This is a genomic window from Mycobacterium sp. IDUB_36 (assembly GCF_055419225.1).
In genome coordinates, this window is record NZ_JBVAXH010000002.1 from 690,706 (window position 1) to 709,643 (window position 18,938).

Consider the following 18,938-nt stretch of genomic DNA (forward strand, 5'->3'; position numbering starts at 1 on the left):
GCATCTATGTGACAAACATGTGTGTTGATTAGGCATTTAACAATTAGGTTAGGTTTACCTATTGTGGCTCAGAAAATTCTTAGGTAGCGTGCCGTTCCGCCTGTTCAAGGCGTTGAAATCACTGCTGTCGATCTGAGGAGATGCCGTGCATCCAGCTGTCCTGTCCCCCTCCCACCCGGCTCGGCGGAGCGTGCTCGTGATCGCCGGTCTGGCAGTCGCGGGCGCGGGCCTGTTCGCGACGAACACTCCCCTGGTCGCCGGACCGCTGCCCGCACACCGAGACGTGAAACTCGTCTCCGGCGAGGTGGACTGGACGACCTTCCTGGCCAACGTGGGCGACAACCTCGGGACGCTGCAAGACGAAGGTGCCGCCTCGAGCGCGGCGCTCTCCGAGGCGCTCGGAAACGTGTCAGACCACTTCAGCACCCAGATCGGCACGGCGCTGACGGGCTTCGAGACGGGTATCAACAACGCCCTCTTCGGCGGTTGGTACGGCGGCGACGACGGCTACGTCTTCGGGCTGTTCGGCGGAGAGCCGGTGCTCGGCGGCCCCGACGCCGTCGCGCCCACCGGCAGCCTGCTCGCGACGCTCGCCGACGATCTGCAAGACGGCAAGCTGCAGCTGCTGTACAGCGACTTCAACGCCTACTCCCTGGAACTGCTGGACCACACGCTGAAGCCGTTGCTGGCACCGCTGCTCGACGAAACCACCAAGGGCGTCACGACGTTGTCGATTCCGGTCGAGCTGTCGCAGGTTCAAACGAATCTGCTCGAGTCGTTCGGCAGCTACAACGAGCTCAAGGGGCTTGCCGAGACCGTGCTGTCCCCGGAGATCAGCGGCTTCTTCGCGCTCAGCGGCGACCTGCAGAACATCGGCACCGAACTCGCCGATCCCGATACCGCGACGCAGGGGCTGGCCGACCTGAACAATCTCGGGTCCGACGTGCTCAATGCCATCGTCAACGGCTACGACGCCGGCACCAACCCGTTCAACGGAGCGGCCGAGCTGTTCCCGGGTCTGCTCAACGCGGGCAGCTTCCTCGACGAGCTATACACGACCTGGACCACCCAGTTCATCGATGCGTTCGGCACACTGGCAGCGGAATCGGCGACGACCGGCACCGCCGAGGCCGTGACGGCAACGCTGCCCGACCTGTTCGGAGGGTTGTTCTAGCCTCGAGGCGAGCATGCGCCAGGGCGGGACGGACGCGCGTCGTCCCTCCCGCCCTGTGCATTCAGATCACCGCAATCGGAGGCAAGCGATGGCTTCGTCCCACCTGGACGGCTTTGTGCCGTTTCCGCCCGACCGAGCGGCGCGCTACCGGGCCGCGGGGTATTGGAGCGGCAGACCGGTCGACTCGCTGCTGTCCGAGGCGGCGCACCGCCGGCCCACCCACGCGGCCGTGGTGGACGCCGACGGAGCGAACCGGCTCACGTTCGCCGAGCTCGACGAGCGTGCCAGTCGTGCCGCCGCGGGGCTGGCCACGCTGGGTATCGCTGCCGGCGACCGGGTGTTGCTGCAATTCCCCAACAGTTGCCAGTTCGCGGTGGCGTTGTTCGGATTGCTCCGCGCGGGCGCGATCCCGGTGATGTGCCTGACCGGACACCGGGCGGCCGAGTTGGGACATTTCGCCGCGGTCAGCGAAGCAACAGCACTGTTGATCCCGGACACCGCAAGCGGTTTCGACTACCGTCCGATGGCCCAGCAACTGACGCAGGACCATCCCGGGTTGCGTCATGTCATCGTCGACGGCGACCCGGGTCCGTTCACCGCCTGGACACAAATCGGTACCGGTGACACCGAAAGGCCGGTCCATCAACCAGATCCGGCGACCCCCGCGCTGCTGTTGGTGTCCGGCGGTACCACCGGCACCCCCAAGCTGATCCCACGCACCCACAACGACTACGTCTACAACGCCACCGCCAGCGCCGAACTCTGCAAGCTCACCGCCGATGACGTCTACCTGGCGGCTTTGCCTGCCGCACACAACTTTCCGCTGGCCTGCCCCGGCCTTCTCGGCGCCATCACGGCCGGCGCGACCACGGTGTTCCTCACCAACCCGAGCCCGGAGTCGGCGTTCGGTGCGATCGCCCGGCATGGCGTCACCGTCACCGCGTTGGTGCCGGCGCTGGCCAACCTGTGGGCGCAGGCCACCGAATGGGAGCCGGAGGCGCCAACCACGTTGCGGCTGTTGCAGGTTGGCGGCGCCAAGCTGGAAGCCGTTGATGCGCAACGGGTCCGCGATACGCTGACACCGGGCCTGCAGCAGGTCTTCGGCATGGCCGAGGGACTGCTGAACTACACCCGACCCGGCGACCCCCCCGAAGTCGTCGACAACACCCAGGGCCGGCCGCTGTGCTCGGACGACGAAATACGCGTCGTCGACGACGCCGGCCTACCCGTTACCGCCGGTACCGAAGGCGAATTGCTGGTCCGGGGGCCGTACACCTTCAACGGGTATTTCCGCGCCGAGGAGGCCAATGCGACCTCCTTCGACCCCGAGGGCTTCTACCGCAGCGGCGACCTGGTCCGCCTGCACGACAACGGAAACTTAGAGGTCACCGGCCGGGTGAAAGACGTCATCCATCGCGGCGGCGAGACTGTTCCGGCGGCAGATCTGGAGGAACATCTGCGCAGTCATCCGGCGATCTCGGCAGCCGCGGCGGTCCCACTGCCGGACTCGTATCTGGGTGAAAAGATCTGCGCGGCAGTTGTTTTCTCGGGAAAACCGGTGACTTTGGCCGAGTTGAACGCCTATCTCGACCAGCGCGGCGTGGCCCGGCATGCGAGGCCGGACGTACTGAATGCGTTGGTCGCCTTGCCCACCACACCGGTCGGGAAGGTCGACAAGAAGGCCATTGCGCGGCAATTACAGTCTTAGAATTCGCCGGCGAATTCACCGAGTTCGGACAGAGATCCTTTATCTTTGAGCACTACCGTCAGAGACATGAAAACACAGGTTGACAGCAGTTCGTCGGCGGCTAACGGCCGCATCGAGACGAAGCGGTCAGTCGTGTCGCTCGCCTTCTCTGTGCTGGCCACAGGCGCGGCGCTCTTCGGAGCGGGCGCGGCGATGGCCTCGCCGTCCAGCATGGTTCCCGGGGACGCGCTGCTCGCGTTCCACGTCAAGTAATTCGGCTGCTTACAGCGCAGCAGCCAGCCTCCACAGCGCTTCGCGGTCTGCCGAGTCGGCTCGCTCCAGCGGGCTGAGCGTCAACTCGGTGGCACCTGCATCGAGATACGAATTCAAGCGCCGTACAACAGTGTTCTCCGGTCCGATCGCAGCCAATTCGGTGATGCTGTCGACACCCTCCCGAGCAATCACGTTGCGGTACGACGGTATTGCCTCATAAAAGCCGAGCTGCTCGGCAGCCGCTGCGCGGGCACCTTCGACATCGTCTGACACCAGTACCGGCACGGCGGTGATCACCTGGGGTGTCGGACGCCCGACGTCCGCTGCGGCTTTGTTGATGGTCGGCACGATGAATTCTCCGGTGGTCCGCGGACCCGCCAAATAGGGAATGGTCCCGTCCGCCAACTCGCCGGTGACCCGCAACGCCTTCGGGCCCATGGCCGCGACGTAGACCGGAAGCGGAGTGCCGCCCGCGACCTGCACCGGCCAGGTCGGGCTGGCGCTGATTTCGCTGCCGTGAAAGTCGACGCTTGCGGTGTCGAACACCGAACGCAGGATCGTCAGATGCTCGCGAAGTCGGGTGATGACGTTGGTCCATTCGCTGCCGAAAGCCGGACGTTCGACGATGCGCGCGCCCAGTCCGAGCCCGAGACTGAAGTTGCCGTGGGTGGCGGCCTGCGCTGTCTGCGCCAGCTGGGCGACGATCAGGGGGTGTCGCGGGTTGATCGGGACCACCGAGGTTCCGACCCCCAACCCCGGTACAGCAGCGCCGACGACCGCCGCCAACGAGATCGCGTCATAGCTGAGCTGCTGCGCCAGCCACACCTTCGTGACACCGAGCTCGTGAGCCCGTCTGGCTTGGTCGAGGACATCGTCGACGAGATTGGCGGCACCGGGGCGCGGGATCAGCAGTACTCCAGCAGGCATGCTGCGCCCAACGCCCTCTCGCGGTCAGCTATTCCTGTGCTTGGCGCGCAGCCGCTGCACCTGCCCGTAGGTGTCGATCGGACTCTGCAACGCCAAGCCGCCGTCGGCCAGCACGGTTTGCCCTGTCACCCAACTCATCTCGAGCACCGCGACGACCGTCTCGGCGACGTCATCGGCCTCACCGACCCGGCCGAGAGCGGTCCGTTCGCTCAGCGCATCCAGCCAGCCGGGAAGTTGTTCGGCCCCGGCCAGCATCGGTGTCCGGGTGACGCCCGGCCCCACTGCGTTGACCCTGATGGCGTGCGGCCCCCATTCGCTGGCCGCCACCCGTACCAGCATGTCGACCCCGGCTTTGGACACGCAGTACGCACCCATGTCGCGGTCGGCCACGGTGCCGCTGATACTCGACACCGCGACGATGGATCCGCCACCGCCGTTGTCGATCATCGCCTGGGCCACCGCCCGCATGGTCAGCCAGGTTCCGGTGAGGTTGACGTCGATGACCCGCCTCCACTCGTCGGGATCCTGCGCCAGCAGCAAGCCGGATGCGCCCATGCCCGCGCAGGCGATCAGCCGATCCGGTGCTCCGGCCGTCGTCAGCGTGTGCTCCAGTGCCGCAGCCACCTGGCTGGGATCGCTGATGTCGCAGTCGATGTCGCCGCCGCGCAGATCCCAGGTGACAACGTGATGTCCGGCTTTGCGCAGCCGGTCAGCGGCGGCCTGACCGATGCCCGACGCCCCGCCGGTCACGATCGCACTCATCGCGCCGGGCCGATCAACTCGACGCGGACCCCGTCCGGCGCTACCACCACGGCCATCTCCACCTGCTTTCCCTTCGGCGCCGGGACCTCGATCCGCCTGACTCCCTCGGTGAATCCGAGCTCTGCCAGTCGGTCCAGCGCCGGTCCGACGTCACGGTTCAACGAGACCAGGAAGAACCCGGGCGCCGGCCCCGCAATCGGTTCGGGCGCCGGCGCGGACTCTTCGAAGGTGACCAGTTCGACCAGACCGCCGTCCAGCGCCGCCGGGTCGCCGAGGAAGATCGAGCGCAGCGTGTCGTTCTTCGCATCGAAAAGGGTGGGCCAATCGCCACGGAACGCATGGTCGAAAATGATCTCGAGCCCCAGCCCATCGCGCCAGAAGCGCAGTGCGCGTTCGACATCGGTGGTCACGATGGCCGTATGGTGGATACCGTTCATGCGCTCTCCCCCGGTGTAGAAGTATCGAAGACGTCCAGGGTCACCGCGGCGAGACGCTGCGCGAACATGGCCCCGCTGTACGGGTACTGAGTCACCATCTTGCCGCTGGGATGACGAAAGTAGTTGCTGCAGTTGGCCGCCCAGACTGTGGTGTCGAGCGCAGTCTGGATCTCGGCGTTGAACTCGTCGTGCGGCCCACGCTTGACGTCCACCGCCGCAATATCCTCCCGGCCCATCGTGTCGAGCAACCGGCGCACGAATTCGGCCTGCGCCTCGAGGATGTAGATCATCGACGTGATCCCGTTGGTGTTCGGTCCGTACAGGGTGAACAGGTTCGGGTAGCCGGGCACCACGGTGCCCAAATATGCCTCGGCGCCGTCGGACCATTCGTCGTGGAGTCGTCGACCGCCACGGCCGTACACCTCGAGACTGCTCAGGTAATCCGCCGCCTTGAAGCCGGTTCCGAAGATCACCGTGTCGACGAGATGCTCGACACCGTCCGCGGTGCGCAGACCCCGTTCGGTGAACGCCACGATGGGCGAGGTCTCCAAGGCGACGTTCGGCAGTGCGAACACCGGAAACCACGTCTTGGACTGCAGCGGTCGCTTACACCCAACGGGGTAGTCGGGCAACAACTTCGACCGCAATGCCGGGTCCTGCACCTTCTTCATCAGGTAGCCGTAGGACATGTCGGTCAGCATCTTGGTCATGTCGGACTCGAGGTCGAAGTCGGCCGCCTCGTACTGCTGGAAGGCGGCGTCGCGAACCTTGAGCGCCTCAGCCGGATCGCTCGCGAACAACGCCTGCTGATCCGGGGTGAACGGATCGTCGAACCGGGGCGCCACCCAGATCGGCGTGCGCTGGAACACGGTGAGATGCTCGGTCTGCGCGGCGATCGCCGGAACGTACTGCACCGCGCTGGCTCCGGTACCGATCGACGCAACCCGTTCCCCTGCGGTCGATTTCGAGTGATCCCACCGAGAAGAATGAAACACCCTGCCGCCGTAAGACTCCCGGCCCGGGATGGCAGGGATGTTGGGTATGTCGAGCATGCCGACGGCGCTGACGACGATGTCAACCTCGTGCCGCTCCCCCTGTTCGGTGTCGATCGTCCACCGGGCGTCGGCATCCGACCACCGCAATGACGTGACGGTGGCCTCGGGCCGCAGATGCCTGGCGAGTCCGTGGTCGTGGGCGACCTTTTCCAGGTAGGCCAGGATCTCGGGCTGGTTCGCGTAGGTCTTGCTCCAGTACGGGTTGAGCGCGAACGAAAACGAGTAGAAGTGCGACGGCACATCGCAGGCCGCGCCCGGATAGGTGTTGTTGCGCCAGGTTCCGCCGAACCCGTCGCCGCGCTCGAAGATGGTGAAGTCGTAGCCGCCCCGCGCCAATTGAATGCCCATCGCGATGCCGCCGGGACCGGCGCCGATGACGCCGACCCGTAGCTTCCTCGCCGACGCGACCATACTGAGCAATGTTACATACGCACCCCGATATGTAAACAGTGGTGCTCTGGGCGGCGGTGGAGCAGAGTCGAATGGGTGACATACCGCAGCGGCACCACCGGTCTCATCGTCATCGATCCGTACAACGACTTCATCTCCGAGGGCGGCAAGGTGTGGGACCGCTTGAAAGGGATCGCTGAGGCCAACGGATGCGTTCAGCACATGAGCCAGGTGCTGGAGGCGGCCCGAGCGGCCGACATTCAGGTCTTCTACGCCCTCCATCATCGATACCGGCCCGGTGACTACGAGAACTGGAGATCCATCGCGCCGATTCAGAAAGCGGCGTGGGACCGCAAGACCTTCGAGGAGGGAACGTGGGGCGGTCGGCTGCGCAGCGAGTTCGAACCCGGGCCACGGGACGTTGTCGCGCAGGAGCATTGGTGCTCAAGCGGTTTCGCGAACACCGATTTGGATGTCTTGCTGAAGAGGCACGGAATCCACCAGCTCATCATGATCGGGCTGATCGCACACACCTGCCTGGAGGCGACCGTTCGCTTCGGCGCGGAGCTGGGCTACGAGGTCACCGTCGTCAAAGACGCGACGGCCAGCTATTCCGAGGCCGAAATGCATGCGGCACTCGAAATCAACATTCCGAACTACGCGACTGCCGTCGTCTCCACCGACGAAATCCTGGCCGACATCAGGTCCAGCTGAAGGGTCGATTCAGCGTCAGCGTCTGCTCGGACTTCTCATACCAGCCCTGCGGCGCGAACTGGCTGGTGTGCAGATAGCACTGCACCCGCACCCGGGTGCTGCCCGGCTCGAACGTCAGCAGCCGACTGATCGGGAGTGTGGTGATCGGCATGTGGTGGCGACTCAGCGAGGCGACATTGAGAAACCATGTCCCCCAACGCTGTTCGATGTGAGTCTTGCCCCCGAAGGAGTCTTCCGGATGGGTGTGCGTATGGCCGGCGAGCCACAGGGCCACCCGCCCGGGCCGCGCGGCGAGGAACGATTCGAACGCGGCCGAGTCCGGTTTACTGTCCACCCAGTACAGGTATGAGGCGCCGTTCGGGGTGCCCTGCTCGAACGGCCGGTGATAGTGCTCGGACAATTCGCCGCTGGCAGAACGCCGGACACCTTCCCATTCCCCCGAGGCGACGGTGGTGTCCTTCAGCACGTAGTGGTGCACCGACACGATGACCGCATCGGGATTGTCGTCGACCATCGACGCCCACCAGTCGAACGTCTCACCGCTGACCACGCCGCCGGGATTCCCGCCGAGCGTGCCCCGGCCGACGTGCTGGCTGGGTTCGTTGCGGTCGCTCATCATCAGGAACAGCAGATTGCCCACCCGGAAGCTGTACCGCTCCCAGCTGCCCTGCACCCGATAGGGACGGGCGGCCGCGTCGACACCGGAGAACTCGGTGTGCTCGCCGAAGGGATCGACCCATTTCTGCCACCACCACGCCTCGGATTCGTCGAGACCGCTGCGGTCGTGGTTGCCGCAGACACTGTAAATGTCCTCGCGACGGTGGCTGCGCAGTGCGGCCAATTGGCGCACCACCTCCTCGCCCTCGGCGTCGTCCGGCACGCTGTGGTGCGCGCCCGACATGTCACCGACGTCGACCGCGATGTCCCATGCGAAAGGGGGCCCTCCCTCGGTCCCACCGACCTCCGATTGCGAAATCGCCTCGGCCAGGCTGCTTCTGCCGTACTCCTTGTCGGTACCGACGTGAGCGTCTCCGAACGCCCACAACCGCAACGGCCGGGGTGTCACGATTCGTCGGCCCCGAGCAGGCCACGCCGACGGCGAATCACGTTGTCCAGCAGGGTGAACAGTCCGTCGATGACGATCCCGAGCGCCAAGATGACGATCATGATCGCGATCGCGGACGGCATGTCGGAGAGGTTCTGCGCGTTTTCCAGCAGCACGCCGATGGACGCCGTGTTGGCCACGATCACGACCAACTCGCCGGACATCAGGCTCCGCCAGGCAAACGCCCAGCCCTGTTTCAGACCGGTCACGAAAACGGGCAGCGAAGCCGGCAGGATCAGATGCCGGTACAGCGCGAAACCCCTGAGCCCCATCATCTTCGCCGCGCGGCGCAGCAACACCGGAATGTGGTCGCTGCCGGCAATCACCGCCACGGCAATCGCCGGTGCCGTACCGATCACGATGACGAACAAGATGGCCGATGTGGTGAGCCCGAAGAAAATGATCGCAAAGGGAAACCACGCGATCGCCGGCATCGTCTGCATACCGGTGATGATCGGTCCGAACATCGCCCGCACGATCCTGCTGCGCGAGATGGCAATTCCCACTGCGACGCCGATCGCCACCGCCAGGCCGAACCCGTAGACAGCCCGGCCCATGGTGGTCGCGATGGCCTGCCACAACACCGGCTGGTGAGCTTGTGTCCAGAGGCTGGCCAGCGTCGCCGCCGGGCTGGGCAGGACGAAAGACGGCTTCCACCCGGTCAGGTACACGATCTGCCACAGCGCGAGCACCACGAGCAATCCCACCCCCGGGGCCCACAGCGACCGCGCTCGTCGCCGCACCGCCGACTCGCCGGGCCGGCGTGACTGCTCCGCGGCCGTGCCCGTCACCTCGCTAAGCACCATCGGAAACTCCCTGGAGGCCGGCGGTGATTGCCGCTGTCACAGCGGTGAACTGCGAGCTCTCCGTGCGTCGTGGTCGTGGCAGATCGACGGTGTGTTCGGCGACGATCCGGCCCGGGCGGTCGCTGAGCACGATCACCCGATCACCGAGTCGCACCGCTTCACCGACGTTGTGCGTCACGAAGAGAACCGTCAAACCCGTTTCAGCCACGATGCGTTCGAGTTCACCGTGCAGCAGATTGCGGGTGATCGCGTCGAGCGCGCCGAACGGTTCGTCCATCAACAGCACGTCGGCGTCCTGCGCCAGAGCCCGCGCCAGGGCGACCCGCTGCCGCATTCCGCCCGAAAGCTGGTGGGGCCGAGCGGTGGCGAAGCTCGCGAGGCCCACCATGTTCAGCAGTTCGGCCACCCGGATGCGTCGCTGGGCCTTCGGGGTCTTGCGGGCCCGCAGTGCCAGCTCGACGTTGGCGGCCGCCGTCAGCCAGGGAAACAGAGCCGGCTCCTGGAACATGAACGCCACCTGTTGATCTGGGGTACGGACCTCGCCCGCGGTGGGCTGGTCCAGTCCGGCGACCAGCGACAGCAGCGAGCTCTTGCCGCAACCCGACGGCCCGACGAAACAGACGAATTCGCCCTTCGCCACGGCGATCGACACGTCGGTCAGCGCCGCGACGGCCGCGCCGCCGCGACCGTAGGACTTCGATACCGAGTCGAGTGTGACAACGCCGTCCGCCAACACTTTCCGATCGGTGGTCGTCGCCGGGCTCACGAGTTGACCTGAGGACGACCGGTCGACTTGAGCACGCGGTTGAGCGGCTCGAGGTCGAACAGGCCCTTCAACTCGATCGGGTCCAGCAAACCGACCGACACCGACTTCCGGGCCAGGTCGTCGAGCGAGGCGGCATCGGGATCGTTGGTGAATGTCGTCTCCCGGAACGAGGCATCGAGCACATCGGCGTCGAGGCCCTTACCCACGTTCTTGGTCAGTGCATTGTTCGCCGATTGCTGCGCCGCAACGGGGTTGGAGTGGATCAGCTCGTCGGCTTCGACCTGACCGCGCAGCAATGCCGCCACCGCCTCCGGATGTGCGGCCAGGAATTCCTGGCGCACCACCAGGATGGTGATCGTCCCGAGGTCTGGCCACAGCCGGACACCACCGTCCTTGACCATCTGCACGTCGTAGGGAGCGGACTCCACCGCGCCGGCGATCTGGTTGGCGGTGAACTCCTGCAGGATGGCCGATTCCGGCTTGGTGGGTTTGACGAAGACGTCACCGCCGCCCTGCGGGTTGGTGTGTAAACCGTGGTCTTTCAACCAACTTCGCAGCAAGACATCGTGATTGCCACCCAGCGCCGGGTCGGCCACGGTCTTACCGCGAAGATCCTGCGCGGACGTGATCTCGGGCTTGACGACGAACGACGTTCCGCCTTTGGCCGATCCGGAGATGATCTTGATCGCCGTCCCGCCGGATTTCTGCCACGCATTGAACGCCGGGTTGGGCCCGACGTAGGCGGCGTCGATCTTGCCGGACAGCAGTGCGGTCGCCTCGGCGGTTCCCTGCCCGAAGGGCTGGGCGTCCAGCGTTGTCCCCGGACCGAGATTTTTGGCGAACAGACCTCTGTCGATACCGACCAGCGCCGAGGCGTGCGTGATCCGGGTCAGATAGCCGAGTCGCAGGGTGAGGTGGGCGTCGCGACCGGTCGACGCGGAGTGCCCGCAACCGGTCAGCGTGGCGGCGACGAGCGCGACCGCCAGCACCGAGCGAGCGAAAGGACGAGGCGCCATGGTTCTCCTTGAGGCGAGAGGGATGATCGGTCTGCGGCCGTTCGCCGTGCTCGTGAGACGCGGCGAGACCATCCGGTCAGCGACAGGAGGCTGAGGTGACGCGATGCAGGTCGACGTGCAGACGCCGGGTCAGGTAGCAGGCCCTGTAGCCCAGCATTATTCGACCCGGCCGCGATTGAGGAAAAGCGGACTGGTCCATACCTGATGCCCGTCGAATTGGCGTGCGCGCAGGTAGACCGCACTGTCGGTGGCTGGCAGGTCGATCGCCAGCTTTCCGTTCACGGTGATGGGAAGGGCGGCCGGTTCGGCGATGCGCTCTGCCCGCAGGGTCAGGTTGAGTCCGCCGACGACGACCTCCCGCGCACCGGTGGCCAGCAGTTCGGCGCCGGTGACCGCCAATTCGGCGCGTAAGCCGTCCTCGTCCACTCCGGTGTCGATCCGCAGCCGGGCGCCGGCCAGATCGGCGAGCCGGACGATGACGCCGATGTCGCTGCCGAATGTCTGGGTGCGCCAGCTGACGCCGTCCCGGTCGGGGACGATCATCTGCTCGGGATGCGTTGCCGCCCAATGTGTGACGTCGTCGACAGAACTACCGTCGATGCTGAGCCGTCCCGTCCAGGTCGCCCAGCGGTAGCGGTCCTTGTGCCGGGCACCGCCCCACCGGATGCGCACCAACGAATCGGACAGCCCGGTCTCGGCGTGCAGGTCTCGGCGATACACGAGTCCTGCGGCATCCCAGACCTGGAGTTCTTCCCACCCCGCCGTGCCGTAGAGCGCGTAGTCGGCCGCCAGTTCGTCCGCGGTGCAGTCGATCTCGTCACCCATCCAGTGCTTGCCGCTCCGCAGCAGCGCCACGGCGCGCGCACCGGTGGTCGCCCAGGTCCGTCTGGCCCGCAGCGAAGTGCCGACGTCCTCACGGGTGAGTTCGGCCGCCAGCACGCCGGTGAGTCCGCCGTTGCCGCCGAAGATGTTGGCGCCCGGCGCACCGCCGCCCGGTCGGCCGCGATGCTCGTCGCTGGCAGCGCTGGCACCCAGGCGCAACCCGCGCGCCATGGCGTCCTCGAAGAACCACGGGCTGGTGCCCCACGCCGAGTGCACCTCGATCAATCGTTCCAATTGCGGGTGATGCCAGTCCAGAATCGCCCGCCGTCCGCCGACGTGCGGAATCAGCAGATACGAGTCCGGGTCTTTGTCGTAGGCGGCGTAGAGCTGGGTGATCGGCCACGTCTGCGGCACCGGCGATGACGAGGCCATGCCAGCGTGCCATTCCAGCGATCGTGCCAAAGTGGTGTCTTCGCCCAGGAATACGACGTTGTGGTCGCCCCCGACACCGGCCGTGCCGCACCATTCGACACCCGGGTAGCAGACCAGCCGTCCGGGGTTGTTGACGTCGCGGCAGGCGGCGACCACATCGGCCCAGACGTCGTCGGTGATCTGAAAGTCGTTGGCGGTATAGCCGATCACGTCGAGTGCGCCGACGTCGCGACCGTAGGCCAGGTTCCACGGGGTGTCCTGGGTGCCGACGGTGTCGTTGGAGTGCACGTGCAGGTCCGCGAAAAGCGCCCGCGGCGAGGGAAAGTCGTCGATCCGGTCCAGGTAGCACGTCGCTTCGCCGACGGTGTCGGCTGCGGTCCGGGCGACGACGTCGACGCGATGCGAATCGGCCGGGACCGTCAGCGTGACGGCGGCCCATCCCTCGGTCGGGAATTCCGCTGAAGCAACGGTCTTTTCGTCCACCCGTGCCGAGGCGGCCGCGGTGATGTCGCGGCAGGCGTTGCCCCAGCGGTCCTGCAGGTGCAGCCGCAGATCGGCCGTGTCGGAATCCGACCGCACCACTCGCGGACCGTGTACCGCAAGGTGTGCCGGCGGGCCCGGGACGATCGCGAGCACCGAGCGCGCGGCGCGGGCCATTCGCGATGTCCCCAGCGGATCGACGAAGAGATGGAACTCGAACTCGTCCTCGACGAAAGTCTGAACCCGGGTACCCGGGCCGCCGAAACCGCGATCCCCGAGCCTGATTTCGATCACATCGCCGGGTCGCAGATACCCGTCGACGACGTGCATCACCAACGCCTTCTGGAACGGACGTTCGCCGCCCTTGACGTCATAGCGAATCTTGAGCTGCCGAGCCGTCGCCGCCGACTCCTCGGATGCGCGGCCACTCAACGAACGACTGAGCAGGCGCGCCGACGCGAAGTCCCGTCCCTGCGGATCCTCGGTTTGAAGATCCCAGTCCGAGTAAAACCGGAAACACAGCTTGAGCCACCCGCTGTCGGCGATCCCGGACTGGCCGACGGTATAGGTGAAGACCAATTCCTGCGTGGATCCCGCGACGACAGTCGAGGTCGGGCAGCTGAGCTCCCCCAGGAACGGCAGGGCCGTCAGCTCGGCGGTGACGGCCTCACGCACTGTCAGGTCGGAGCAGTCGTTGGTGTCCGGGCCGGCGGCGGCGCGTGCCGAGATGCGGGCCGGCAGCGAGGTGGACATTGCACAATTCTGGCGTCGAACCACTCCTCAGTCCAACGCATAGATATGATGCGATTAATCACTGAGAGTGAAAGAAATGAACCTTCAGCAGTTGCGTTACGCGGTGGCCCTGGCTGACACCCAGAGCTTCACAAAAGCCGCGGCCGCCCAATACGTGGTGCAGTCGGCGCTCAGCCAGCAACTACGCAAACTCGAAGATGAGCTGGGCGTTCGTCTCTTCGAGCGCACCACCCGAAAGGTCACCCCGACGCCGGCCGGTGAGACGCTGCTGCCTCTGATGCGGCAGGTGCTGGCCGGTATCGACCAGATCGAATCCGGCGCGCAGGCGATCAGCGGCACCATCGCCGGCCGGCTCACCGTCGGAATGATGGAGGTTCCGTCGGAAAGCCTCGACGTCGCGGCGCTGATGGCCACCTTCCACACCCGCTATCCCGAGGTCAGCGTGACGCTGCGCAGTGGCGGCAGCGACCTCTTGATCGGCGCGGTTCGCGATCGCAAGCTCGATGTCGCGATCGTCGGGTCGAACCTCCCGCCCACCGCCGGCCGGCTGACCTTCACCGGGTTGTTCATCGAGCCACTGGTAGCAGTGCTGCCCGCCGGCCACCCGCTGGCCGCCGCCGATGATGTACGCCTCGACCAGTTGGCGCGCCTTCCGTTCATCGACTTTCCAACGGGGTACGGCTTGCGTCACGAGACCGACCGCGGGTTCGCCGACGTGCACCGGCGGGTGGCGTTCGAGGTGACTCGCGTCGACGAGGTAATCCATTTCGTCAGAAGGGATCTCGGCGTCGCCCTGCTACCGGAGTCGGTCGCCGTCTCGCGCGTCGGTGACGATCCGACACTCGTGCTGCGCCCGGTGGCCGGCGCAGATCTGCATCGTCAGGTCAATCTCGTCGCACCGGGCGAGGCGCAGCGTTCCGCGGCGTCACAGGCCTTCATCGGCTGCGTCCTCGACCACGTCGAGGCGGTCGGGGCGGCCCCCAGATAACCGCACAGACGACACGCCGCGACAACGTTGCCATTGACGAATGTCACCATTTTGTGTTGACTCTCTCGCATGACGGAGTCAATGCCGACTCGCGGATCGCTGCGATCACGTTCCGCGGCTCTGGTGAGCATGGCGACATTGCGGCAGCTCAGCGCGGTACTTCCGCCCGAACAGGCCTGGGGCTTGTGGGCGTCCCGACGCATCGTCGCCGGCGTCATGGATGCCTTCGGACCTTCACTGGCCGGGACGCGCATCGAGCACATCGACGTGCACCACGATGGGCGTCGCGTCGTCGGTGAGTGGGTGCGCGCGCCCGGCGTCTCAACGAGCCGGGGCGCCATCTACTTCGTCCACGGCAGCGGCTTCGCGCTGTGTTCGCCGAGAACCCACCGTCGACTGACGGCGTGGCTGTCCCGATTGACCGGGCTGCCGGTGTTCACCGTCGACTACCGGCTGGCACCGCGCCACCGCTTCCCCGCCGCAGCCGAGGACGTGCGGGCGGGGTGGGATTGGCTCACCGCCCAGGTCCCCGCGGAACGCGTTGTGATCGCCGGCGATTCGGCCGGCGGCCACCTGTCGGTGGATCTGCTGCTGCAGCCCGAGGTGGCCGCGCACGGCCCAGCCGGACTGGTGCTGTTCTCCCCGCTGATCGACCTCACCCTCGAACTTGCCCGTGCGCGTGAGGTTTTGCGGCGCGACCCGGCGATCCGGGCCACCGACGCCGCCCGGTTGGTCCGGTTGTACAGCAACGGAATCGATCCCAACCATCCGCGACTACGACTCGACGTCGCGGCTGGTCCGCCGATGCCGCCTACGCTCATTCAGGCCGGCGGCGCCGAATTCCTGCTGGCCGACTCCCGACATCTGGCCGCCGACATCCGCACCGCCGGTGGTCGTTGCACACTCCAGGTCTGGCCTGACCAGGTCCACGTGTTCCAGGCGCTTCCCCGGCTGACACCCGAAGCCGCCAAGGCCATGGCGCACGTCGCCTCGTTCGTCGAGAACGCCCTGCACGAGCACGACATCGAGAACGTCACGGGAAAGGCCGGCTGAGCATGATCGGACCGTTCGGCAGATCGCCCAAGGTGAGCCACCACGCGCGTGCGGTGGTGACCGGCGCGGGCAGTGGGATCGGCGCGGCGTTCGCCGTCGAATTGGCCAAACGCGGCGGTCGTGTCGTCTGCAGTGACATCGACGAGGTCGCGGCAAAGCGAACCGTCACCTCGATCATCGACCGCGGCGGTGAGGCGATCGCAATCGCCTGCGACGTCACCCAATTCGACGCCGTCCAGGATCTGGCCACGCAGTCCCAGTCGTGGTTCGGCGCCGCACCCACTTTGGTGATCAACAACGCCGGCGTCGGCTCAGGTGGCGCCCCGGTCGGCGAACTGCCGCTGGAAGACTGGCATTGGGCGCTCGGCATCAACCTGTGGGGACCCATCCACGGCTCGCACGTCTTCGCTCCCATTCTGCGGACTGGCGAGCCGGATGTGCCACGCGGCATCATCAACGTCGCCTCTGCCGCGGCCTTCGGTGCGGCACCCGGGATGGCCGCCTACAACGTCAGCAAGGCCGGGGTGCTGATGCTGTCGGAGACCATGGCGGCCGAATTGTCCGGCACCGGAGTCAAAGTCACTGTGTTGTGCCCCACCTTCGTCAAGACCAATATCGTCGAATCCGGCCGCATCTCCACCGGCGCGACTCGGCTGGCGAACCAGGTCATGCGATTGACCGGATTGACCGCGGAGAAGGTCGCGAAGACCTGCCTGGACGCTCACGACCGGGGCGATCTCTACTGCATGCCGCAGTTCGAGGCCAAGATCGGCTGGAACATCAAGCGATTGGCGCCCGGTACCTACACGCGCGTGGCCGGCCTGCTGGGCCGCATCTCTGGGCTCTGACCAAGACCGATTCAACGAAGGAGTGGCACTGATGGCTATCGACATGGACGTGATGTTGGCCAAAATCAAAGACCGCCAGTGGGCGCTGGCCGACATCGACTGGGACGCACCGGGTGCCGAGATGATCACCGACGAGCAGCGACCGCAGCTCAAGGCGTTCATGGCCGACCTGTGCTGGATCGAGAACATCGGCGCCCGGGGCTTCGCGGCGCTAGCGAAGAAGGCGCCGACGCCGACCATCGGTGAGATCTACCGTTACTTCCACGCCGAGGAGCAGCGGCACGCCAACGCCGAGCTGGCCCTGATGAAGCGCTGGGGCATGCTCGAGGACGGCGAGGTCCCCGAGCCGAACGTGAACATCCGGCTGGCCATCGACTGGCTGGACCGCTGGGCCGACGACATGCCGCTGTCCCTGCTGGGCACGGTGATCCCGATGCTCGAAGTCGCACTGGACGGCGCCCTGCTGAAATTCCTCCTCGACGAGGTGCACGACCCGGTCTGTCACAAGGTGTTCGAGAAGATCAACAACGACGAGTCGCGGCACCTGGTGGTCGATTTCGAAGTCCTCGACATGATCGGGCACGCGAAGATCCGGCGGCTGCTGATCGACTTCGTCGGCCGCAACGCCACTCCGGGTCTGATCATCGGCGCGGTGATGGGTGCACCGCTGATCAACCGGATCGCCAACGAGATCACCGCAATGGGCATGGAGCCCGAGCGGCTCTACAAGGCCGTGAAGCGCTTCAAAGAACTCGGCGACCGCGGCGAAAAGACAAGCCGGGTACCGACGTATCGGTTCCTGCGGCGCTATGCCGGGATGGTCACGAACCCGAACCACCCCTACCACCTGCTGGCCAACTCGATGGTCTGGTTGTCCGACCGCTATCCGCGGCCACTGCTGCCGTCGGTGCCGACCTGGGTCCGGGAAGTCACTCACGAGCCGGCGGCATGACCATGGCCAAGACGCACACCTACGCAACCCTGATCGTCGGAGCCGGATTCACCGGTCTCGGAGCAGCCATCAGGCTGGCCCAATCCGGCGTCGACGACGTCGTCATCCTCGAGCGCGGCGACCGGGTCGGCGGAACCTGGCGCGACACCGGCTATCCCGGTGCCAGCTGCGACATCCCGTCGCTGCTGTACTCGTTCTCGTTCGTCAAGAACCCGACCTGGTCGCGCACCTACTCACCCGCCGACGAGATCTGCGACCACATCGAAGACATGGCCGACCGGTTCGACGTCCGCCGCCACATCCAGTTCGGCCAGGAAGTGACGGGGTTGTCCTTCGACGAGAACGCGGGCGTCTGGACCGCAACCACGGCCGGCCGCAAGCGTTTTCGTGCCCGCACGGTGGTCCTGGCGTCGGGGCCGCTGCCCGATTCCAGCTTCCCCGACATCCGCGGCCTGGACACCTACCAGGGCCACAAGATCCACAGCGCCCGGTGGGACAAGGACTACGACTTCACCGGGAAGCGGGTCGGCGTGATCGGCACCGGCGCCAGCGCCGTCCAGATCATTCCCGAACTGGTCAAGCAGGCCGAATTCGTCAAGGTGTTCCAGCGCACCCCCGGTTGGGTGCTACCCCGCCTGGACTTCGCGACGCCGCCGGCCGTCCAATCGGTGTTCGCCAAGGTGCCGGCCGTGCAACAGCTTGCACGCCAAGCCTTGTACTGGGGCCACGAGGCGAGCGCGACCGCGTTGGTGTGGAACACGCCGCTGACATCGGTGGTGGCCCGGCTCGGCAAGATGCACCTGCGCAGCCAAGTCAAAGACCCCTGGCTGCGTCGCCAGCTGACGCCCGACTTCACCCCGGGCTGCAAGCGGATGCTGGTGTCGAGCGACTACTACCCGGCCCTGCAACGCGACAACTGCAAGCTGATCGACTGGCCCATCGCGACGTTGAGCCCGGTGGGCATGCGCACCAGCGACGGCATCGAGCACCACCTGGACTGCATCGTGTTCGCTACCGGTTACGACGTGCACCTGACCGGTCCGCCCTTCCCGGTCACCGGCCTGGGCGGTCGCTCGCTGAGCGCCGAATGGGCCGACGGCGCACAGGCTTACAAGAGCGCCAGCGCACACGGATACCCGAATCTGTTCTTCATGACCGGCCCGAACTCGGGGCCCGGGCACAACTCGCTGCTGGTCTACATCGAGGGCCAGCTTGACTACGCGGTGCGTGGCATCACCACGATTCTGGACAGCGACCTGCGCTACCTCGACGTCCGGCAGGAGGTGCAGCAGCGCTACAACCAACGCATCCAGAAGCGGCTCACCAAGACGACCTGGATGTCAGGGTGCAGTAGTTGGTACCTGACCAAGGACGGTCGCAACGTCTCGATGTACCCGGGATTCGCGACCCAGTATCTTCGACAGATGCGCGATTTCCACTACGCCGACTACGAAGCGGTCGAACATGCCGCCGTCCGCGTGAGCTCGTCTGCCTGAAT

General features: G+C 66.0%; 18 protein-coding genes. 9 read left to right on the forward strand and 9 right to left on the reverse strand.

What is annotated here, in order from left to right; translation table 11 throughout:
- Positions 1 to 145 precede the first annotated feature (145 nt).
- From ACZYW1_RS21550 to ACZYW1_RS21560, 3 genes are all read left to right on the forward strand, one after another.
- Positions 146 to 1,174, forward strand: a complete 1,029-nt coding sequence (locus tag ACZYW1_RS21550) for a hypothetical protein (RefSeq protein ID WP_463788489.1) — start codon at positions 146 to 148, stop codon at positions 1,172 to 1,174.
- A gap of 88 nt (positions 1,175 to 1,262) precedes the next feature.
- On the forward strand, positions 1,263 to 2,882 hold the full coding sequence (locus ACZYW1_RS21555) for a (2,3-dihydroxybenzoyl)adenylate synthase (RefSeq protein WP_463788490.1): 1,620 nt from the start codon (positions 1,263 to 1,265) through the stop codon (positions 2,880 to 2,882).
- A 66-nt stretch (positions 2,883 to 2,948) separates the two neighbouring features.
- Positions 2,949 to 3,134, forward strand: a complete 186-nt coding sequence (locus ACZYW1_RS21560) for a hypothetical protein (protein ID WP_463788491.1) — start codon at positions 2,949 to 2,951, stop codon at positions 3,132 to 3,134.
- 9 nt (positions 3,135 to 3,143) lie between these two features.
- Here ACZYW1_RS21560 and ACZYW1_RS21565 read toward each other — a convergent pair whose 3' ends face one another.
- The 4 genes from ACZYW1_RS21565 to ACZYW1_RS21580 are packed head-to-tail and all read right to left on the reverse strand — an operon-like array spanning position 3,144 to position 6,726.
- Positions 3,144 to 4,061: an LLM class F420-dependent oxidoreductase gene (locus ACZYW1_RS21565; protein WP_463788492.1), complete on the reverse strand. Its 918-nt coding sequence runs from the start codon at positions 4,059 to 4,061 to the stop codon at positions 3,144 to 3,146.
- Between the two features lie 24 nt (positions 4,062 to 4,085).
- Positions 4,086 to 4,823, reverse strand: coding sequence for an SDR family NAD(P)-dependent oxidoreductase (locus ACZYW1_RS21570; protein WP_463788493.1), 738 nt, complete (start codon positions 4,821 to 4,823; stop codon positions 4,086 to 4,088).
- The gene (locus ACZYW1_RS21575) at positions 4,820 to 5,260 is read right to left on the reverse strand and encodes a VOC family protein (protein ID WP_463788494.1); all 441 of its coding nucleotides are present in this window, start codon (positions 5,258 to 5,260) and stop codon (positions 4,820 to 4,822) included. Before ACZYW1_RS21575 ends, ACZYW1_RS21570 begins: the two co-directional genes overlap by 4 nt.
- Positions 5,257 to 6,726, reverse strand: a complete 1,470-nt coding sequence (locus ACZYW1_RS21580) for a flavin-containing monooxygenase (RefSeq protein ID WP_463788495.1) — start codon at positions 6,724 to 6,726, stop codon at positions 5,257 to 5,259. Before ACZYW1_RS21580 ends, ACZYW1_RS21575 begins: the two co-directional genes overlap by 4 nt.
- Before the next feature lie 75 nt (positions 6,727 to 6,801).
- On the opposite strand from ACZYW1_RS21580, the gene ACZYW1_RS21585 reads away from it, so the two are divergent.
- Positions 6,802 to 7,419, forward strand: a complete 618-nt coding sequence (locus tag ACZYW1_RS21585) for a cysteine hydrolase family protein (protein WP_463788496.1) — start codon at positions 6,802 to 6,804, stop codon at positions 7,417 to 7,419.
- On the opposite strand, the gene ACZYW1_RS21590 is transcribed toward ACZYW1_RS21585, so the two are convergent.
- From ACZYW1_RS21590 to ACZYW1_RS21610, 5 genes are all read right to left on the reverse strand, one after another.
- A complete protein-coding gene (locus tag ACZYW1_RS21590; protein ID WP_463788497.1) occupies positions 7,406 to 8,485 on the reverse strand; it encodes a hypothetical protein in 1,080 nt (359 codons plus the stop codon). The genes ACZYW1_RS21585 and ACZYW1_RS21590 overlap by 14 nt on opposite strands.
- On the reverse strand, positions 8,482 to 9,330 hold the full coding sequence (locus tag ACZYW1_RS21595; protein WP_463788498.1) for an ABC transporter permease: 849 nt from the start codon (positions 9,328 to 9,330) through the stop codon (positions 8,482 to 8,484). The genes ACZYW1_RS21590 and ACZYW1_RS21595 overlap by 4 nt, the downstream gene beginning before the upstream one ends.
- On the reverse strand, positions 9,320 to 10,096 hold the full coding sequence (locus tag ACZYW1_RS21600; protein WP_463788499.1) for an ABC transporter ATP-binding protein: 777 nt from the start codon (positions 10,094 to 10,096) through the stop codon (positions 9,320 to 9,322). Before ACZYW1_RS21600 ends, ACZYW1_RS21595 begins: the two co-directional genes overlap by 11 nt.
- A complete protein-coding gene (locus ACZYW1_RS21605) occupies positions 10,093 to 11,112 on the reverse strand; it encodes an ABC transporter substrate-binding protein (RefSeq protein WP_463788500.1) in 1,020 nt (339 codons plus the stop codon). Before ACZYW1_RS21605 ends, ACZYW1_RS21600 begins: the two co-directional genes overlap by 4 nt.
- Positions 11,113 to 11,268: 156 nt before the next feature.
- On the reverse strand, positions 11,269 to 13,599 hold the full coding sequence (locus ACZYW1_RS21610) for a PHP domain-containing protein (protein ID WP_463788501.1): 2,331 nt from the start codon (positions 13,597 to 13,599) through the stop codon (positions 11,269 to 11,271).
- A gap of 76 nt (positions 13,600 to 13,675) precedes the next feature.
- On the opposite strand from ACZYW1_RS21610, the gene ACZYW1_RS21615 reads away from it, so the two are divergent.
- The 5 genes from ACZYW1_RS21615 (at position 13,676) to ACZYW1_RS21635 (ending at position 18,936) form a co-directional block, all read left to right on the forward strand.
- Positions 13,676 to 14,587, forward strand: coding sequence for a LysR family transcriptional regulator (locus tag ACZYW1_RS21615; RefSeq protein ID WP_463788502.1), 912 nt, complete (start codon positions 13,676 to 13,678; stop codon positions 14,585 to 14,587).
- Positions 14,588 to 14,656: 69 nt separating this feature from the next.
- Entirely contained in the window at positions 14,657 to 15,640 is a 984-nt protein-coding gene (locus tag ACZYW1_RS21620; RefSeq protein ID WP_463788503.1) for an alpha/beta hydrolase, read from the forward strand.
- 2 nt (positions 15,641 to 15,642) lie between these two features.
- Positions 15,643 to 16,488, forward strand: coding sequence for an SDR family NAD(P)-dependent oxidoreductase (locus ACZYW1_RS21625; protein WP_463788504.1), 846 nt, complete (start codon positions 15,643 to 15,645; stop codon positions 16,486 to 16,488).
- Between the two features lie 31 nt (positions 16,489 to 16,519).
- On the forward strand, positions 16,520 to 17,440 hold the full coding sequence (locus ACZYW1_RS21630; protein WP_463788505.1) for a ferritin-like domain-containing protein: 921 nt from the start codon (positions 16,520 to 16,522) through the stop codon (positions 17,438 to 17,440).
- Positions 17,437 to 18,936: a flavin-containing monooxygenase gene (locus ACZYW1_RS21635; protein WP_463788506.1), complete on the forward strand. Its 1,500-nt coding sequence runs from the start codon at positions 17,437 to 17,439 to the stop codon at positions 18,934 to 18,936. The genes ACZYW1_RS21630 and ACZYW1_RS21635 overlap by 4 nt, the downstream gene beginning before the upstream one ends.
- The last annotated feature ends 2 nt before the right edge of the window (positions 18,937 to 18,938 follow it).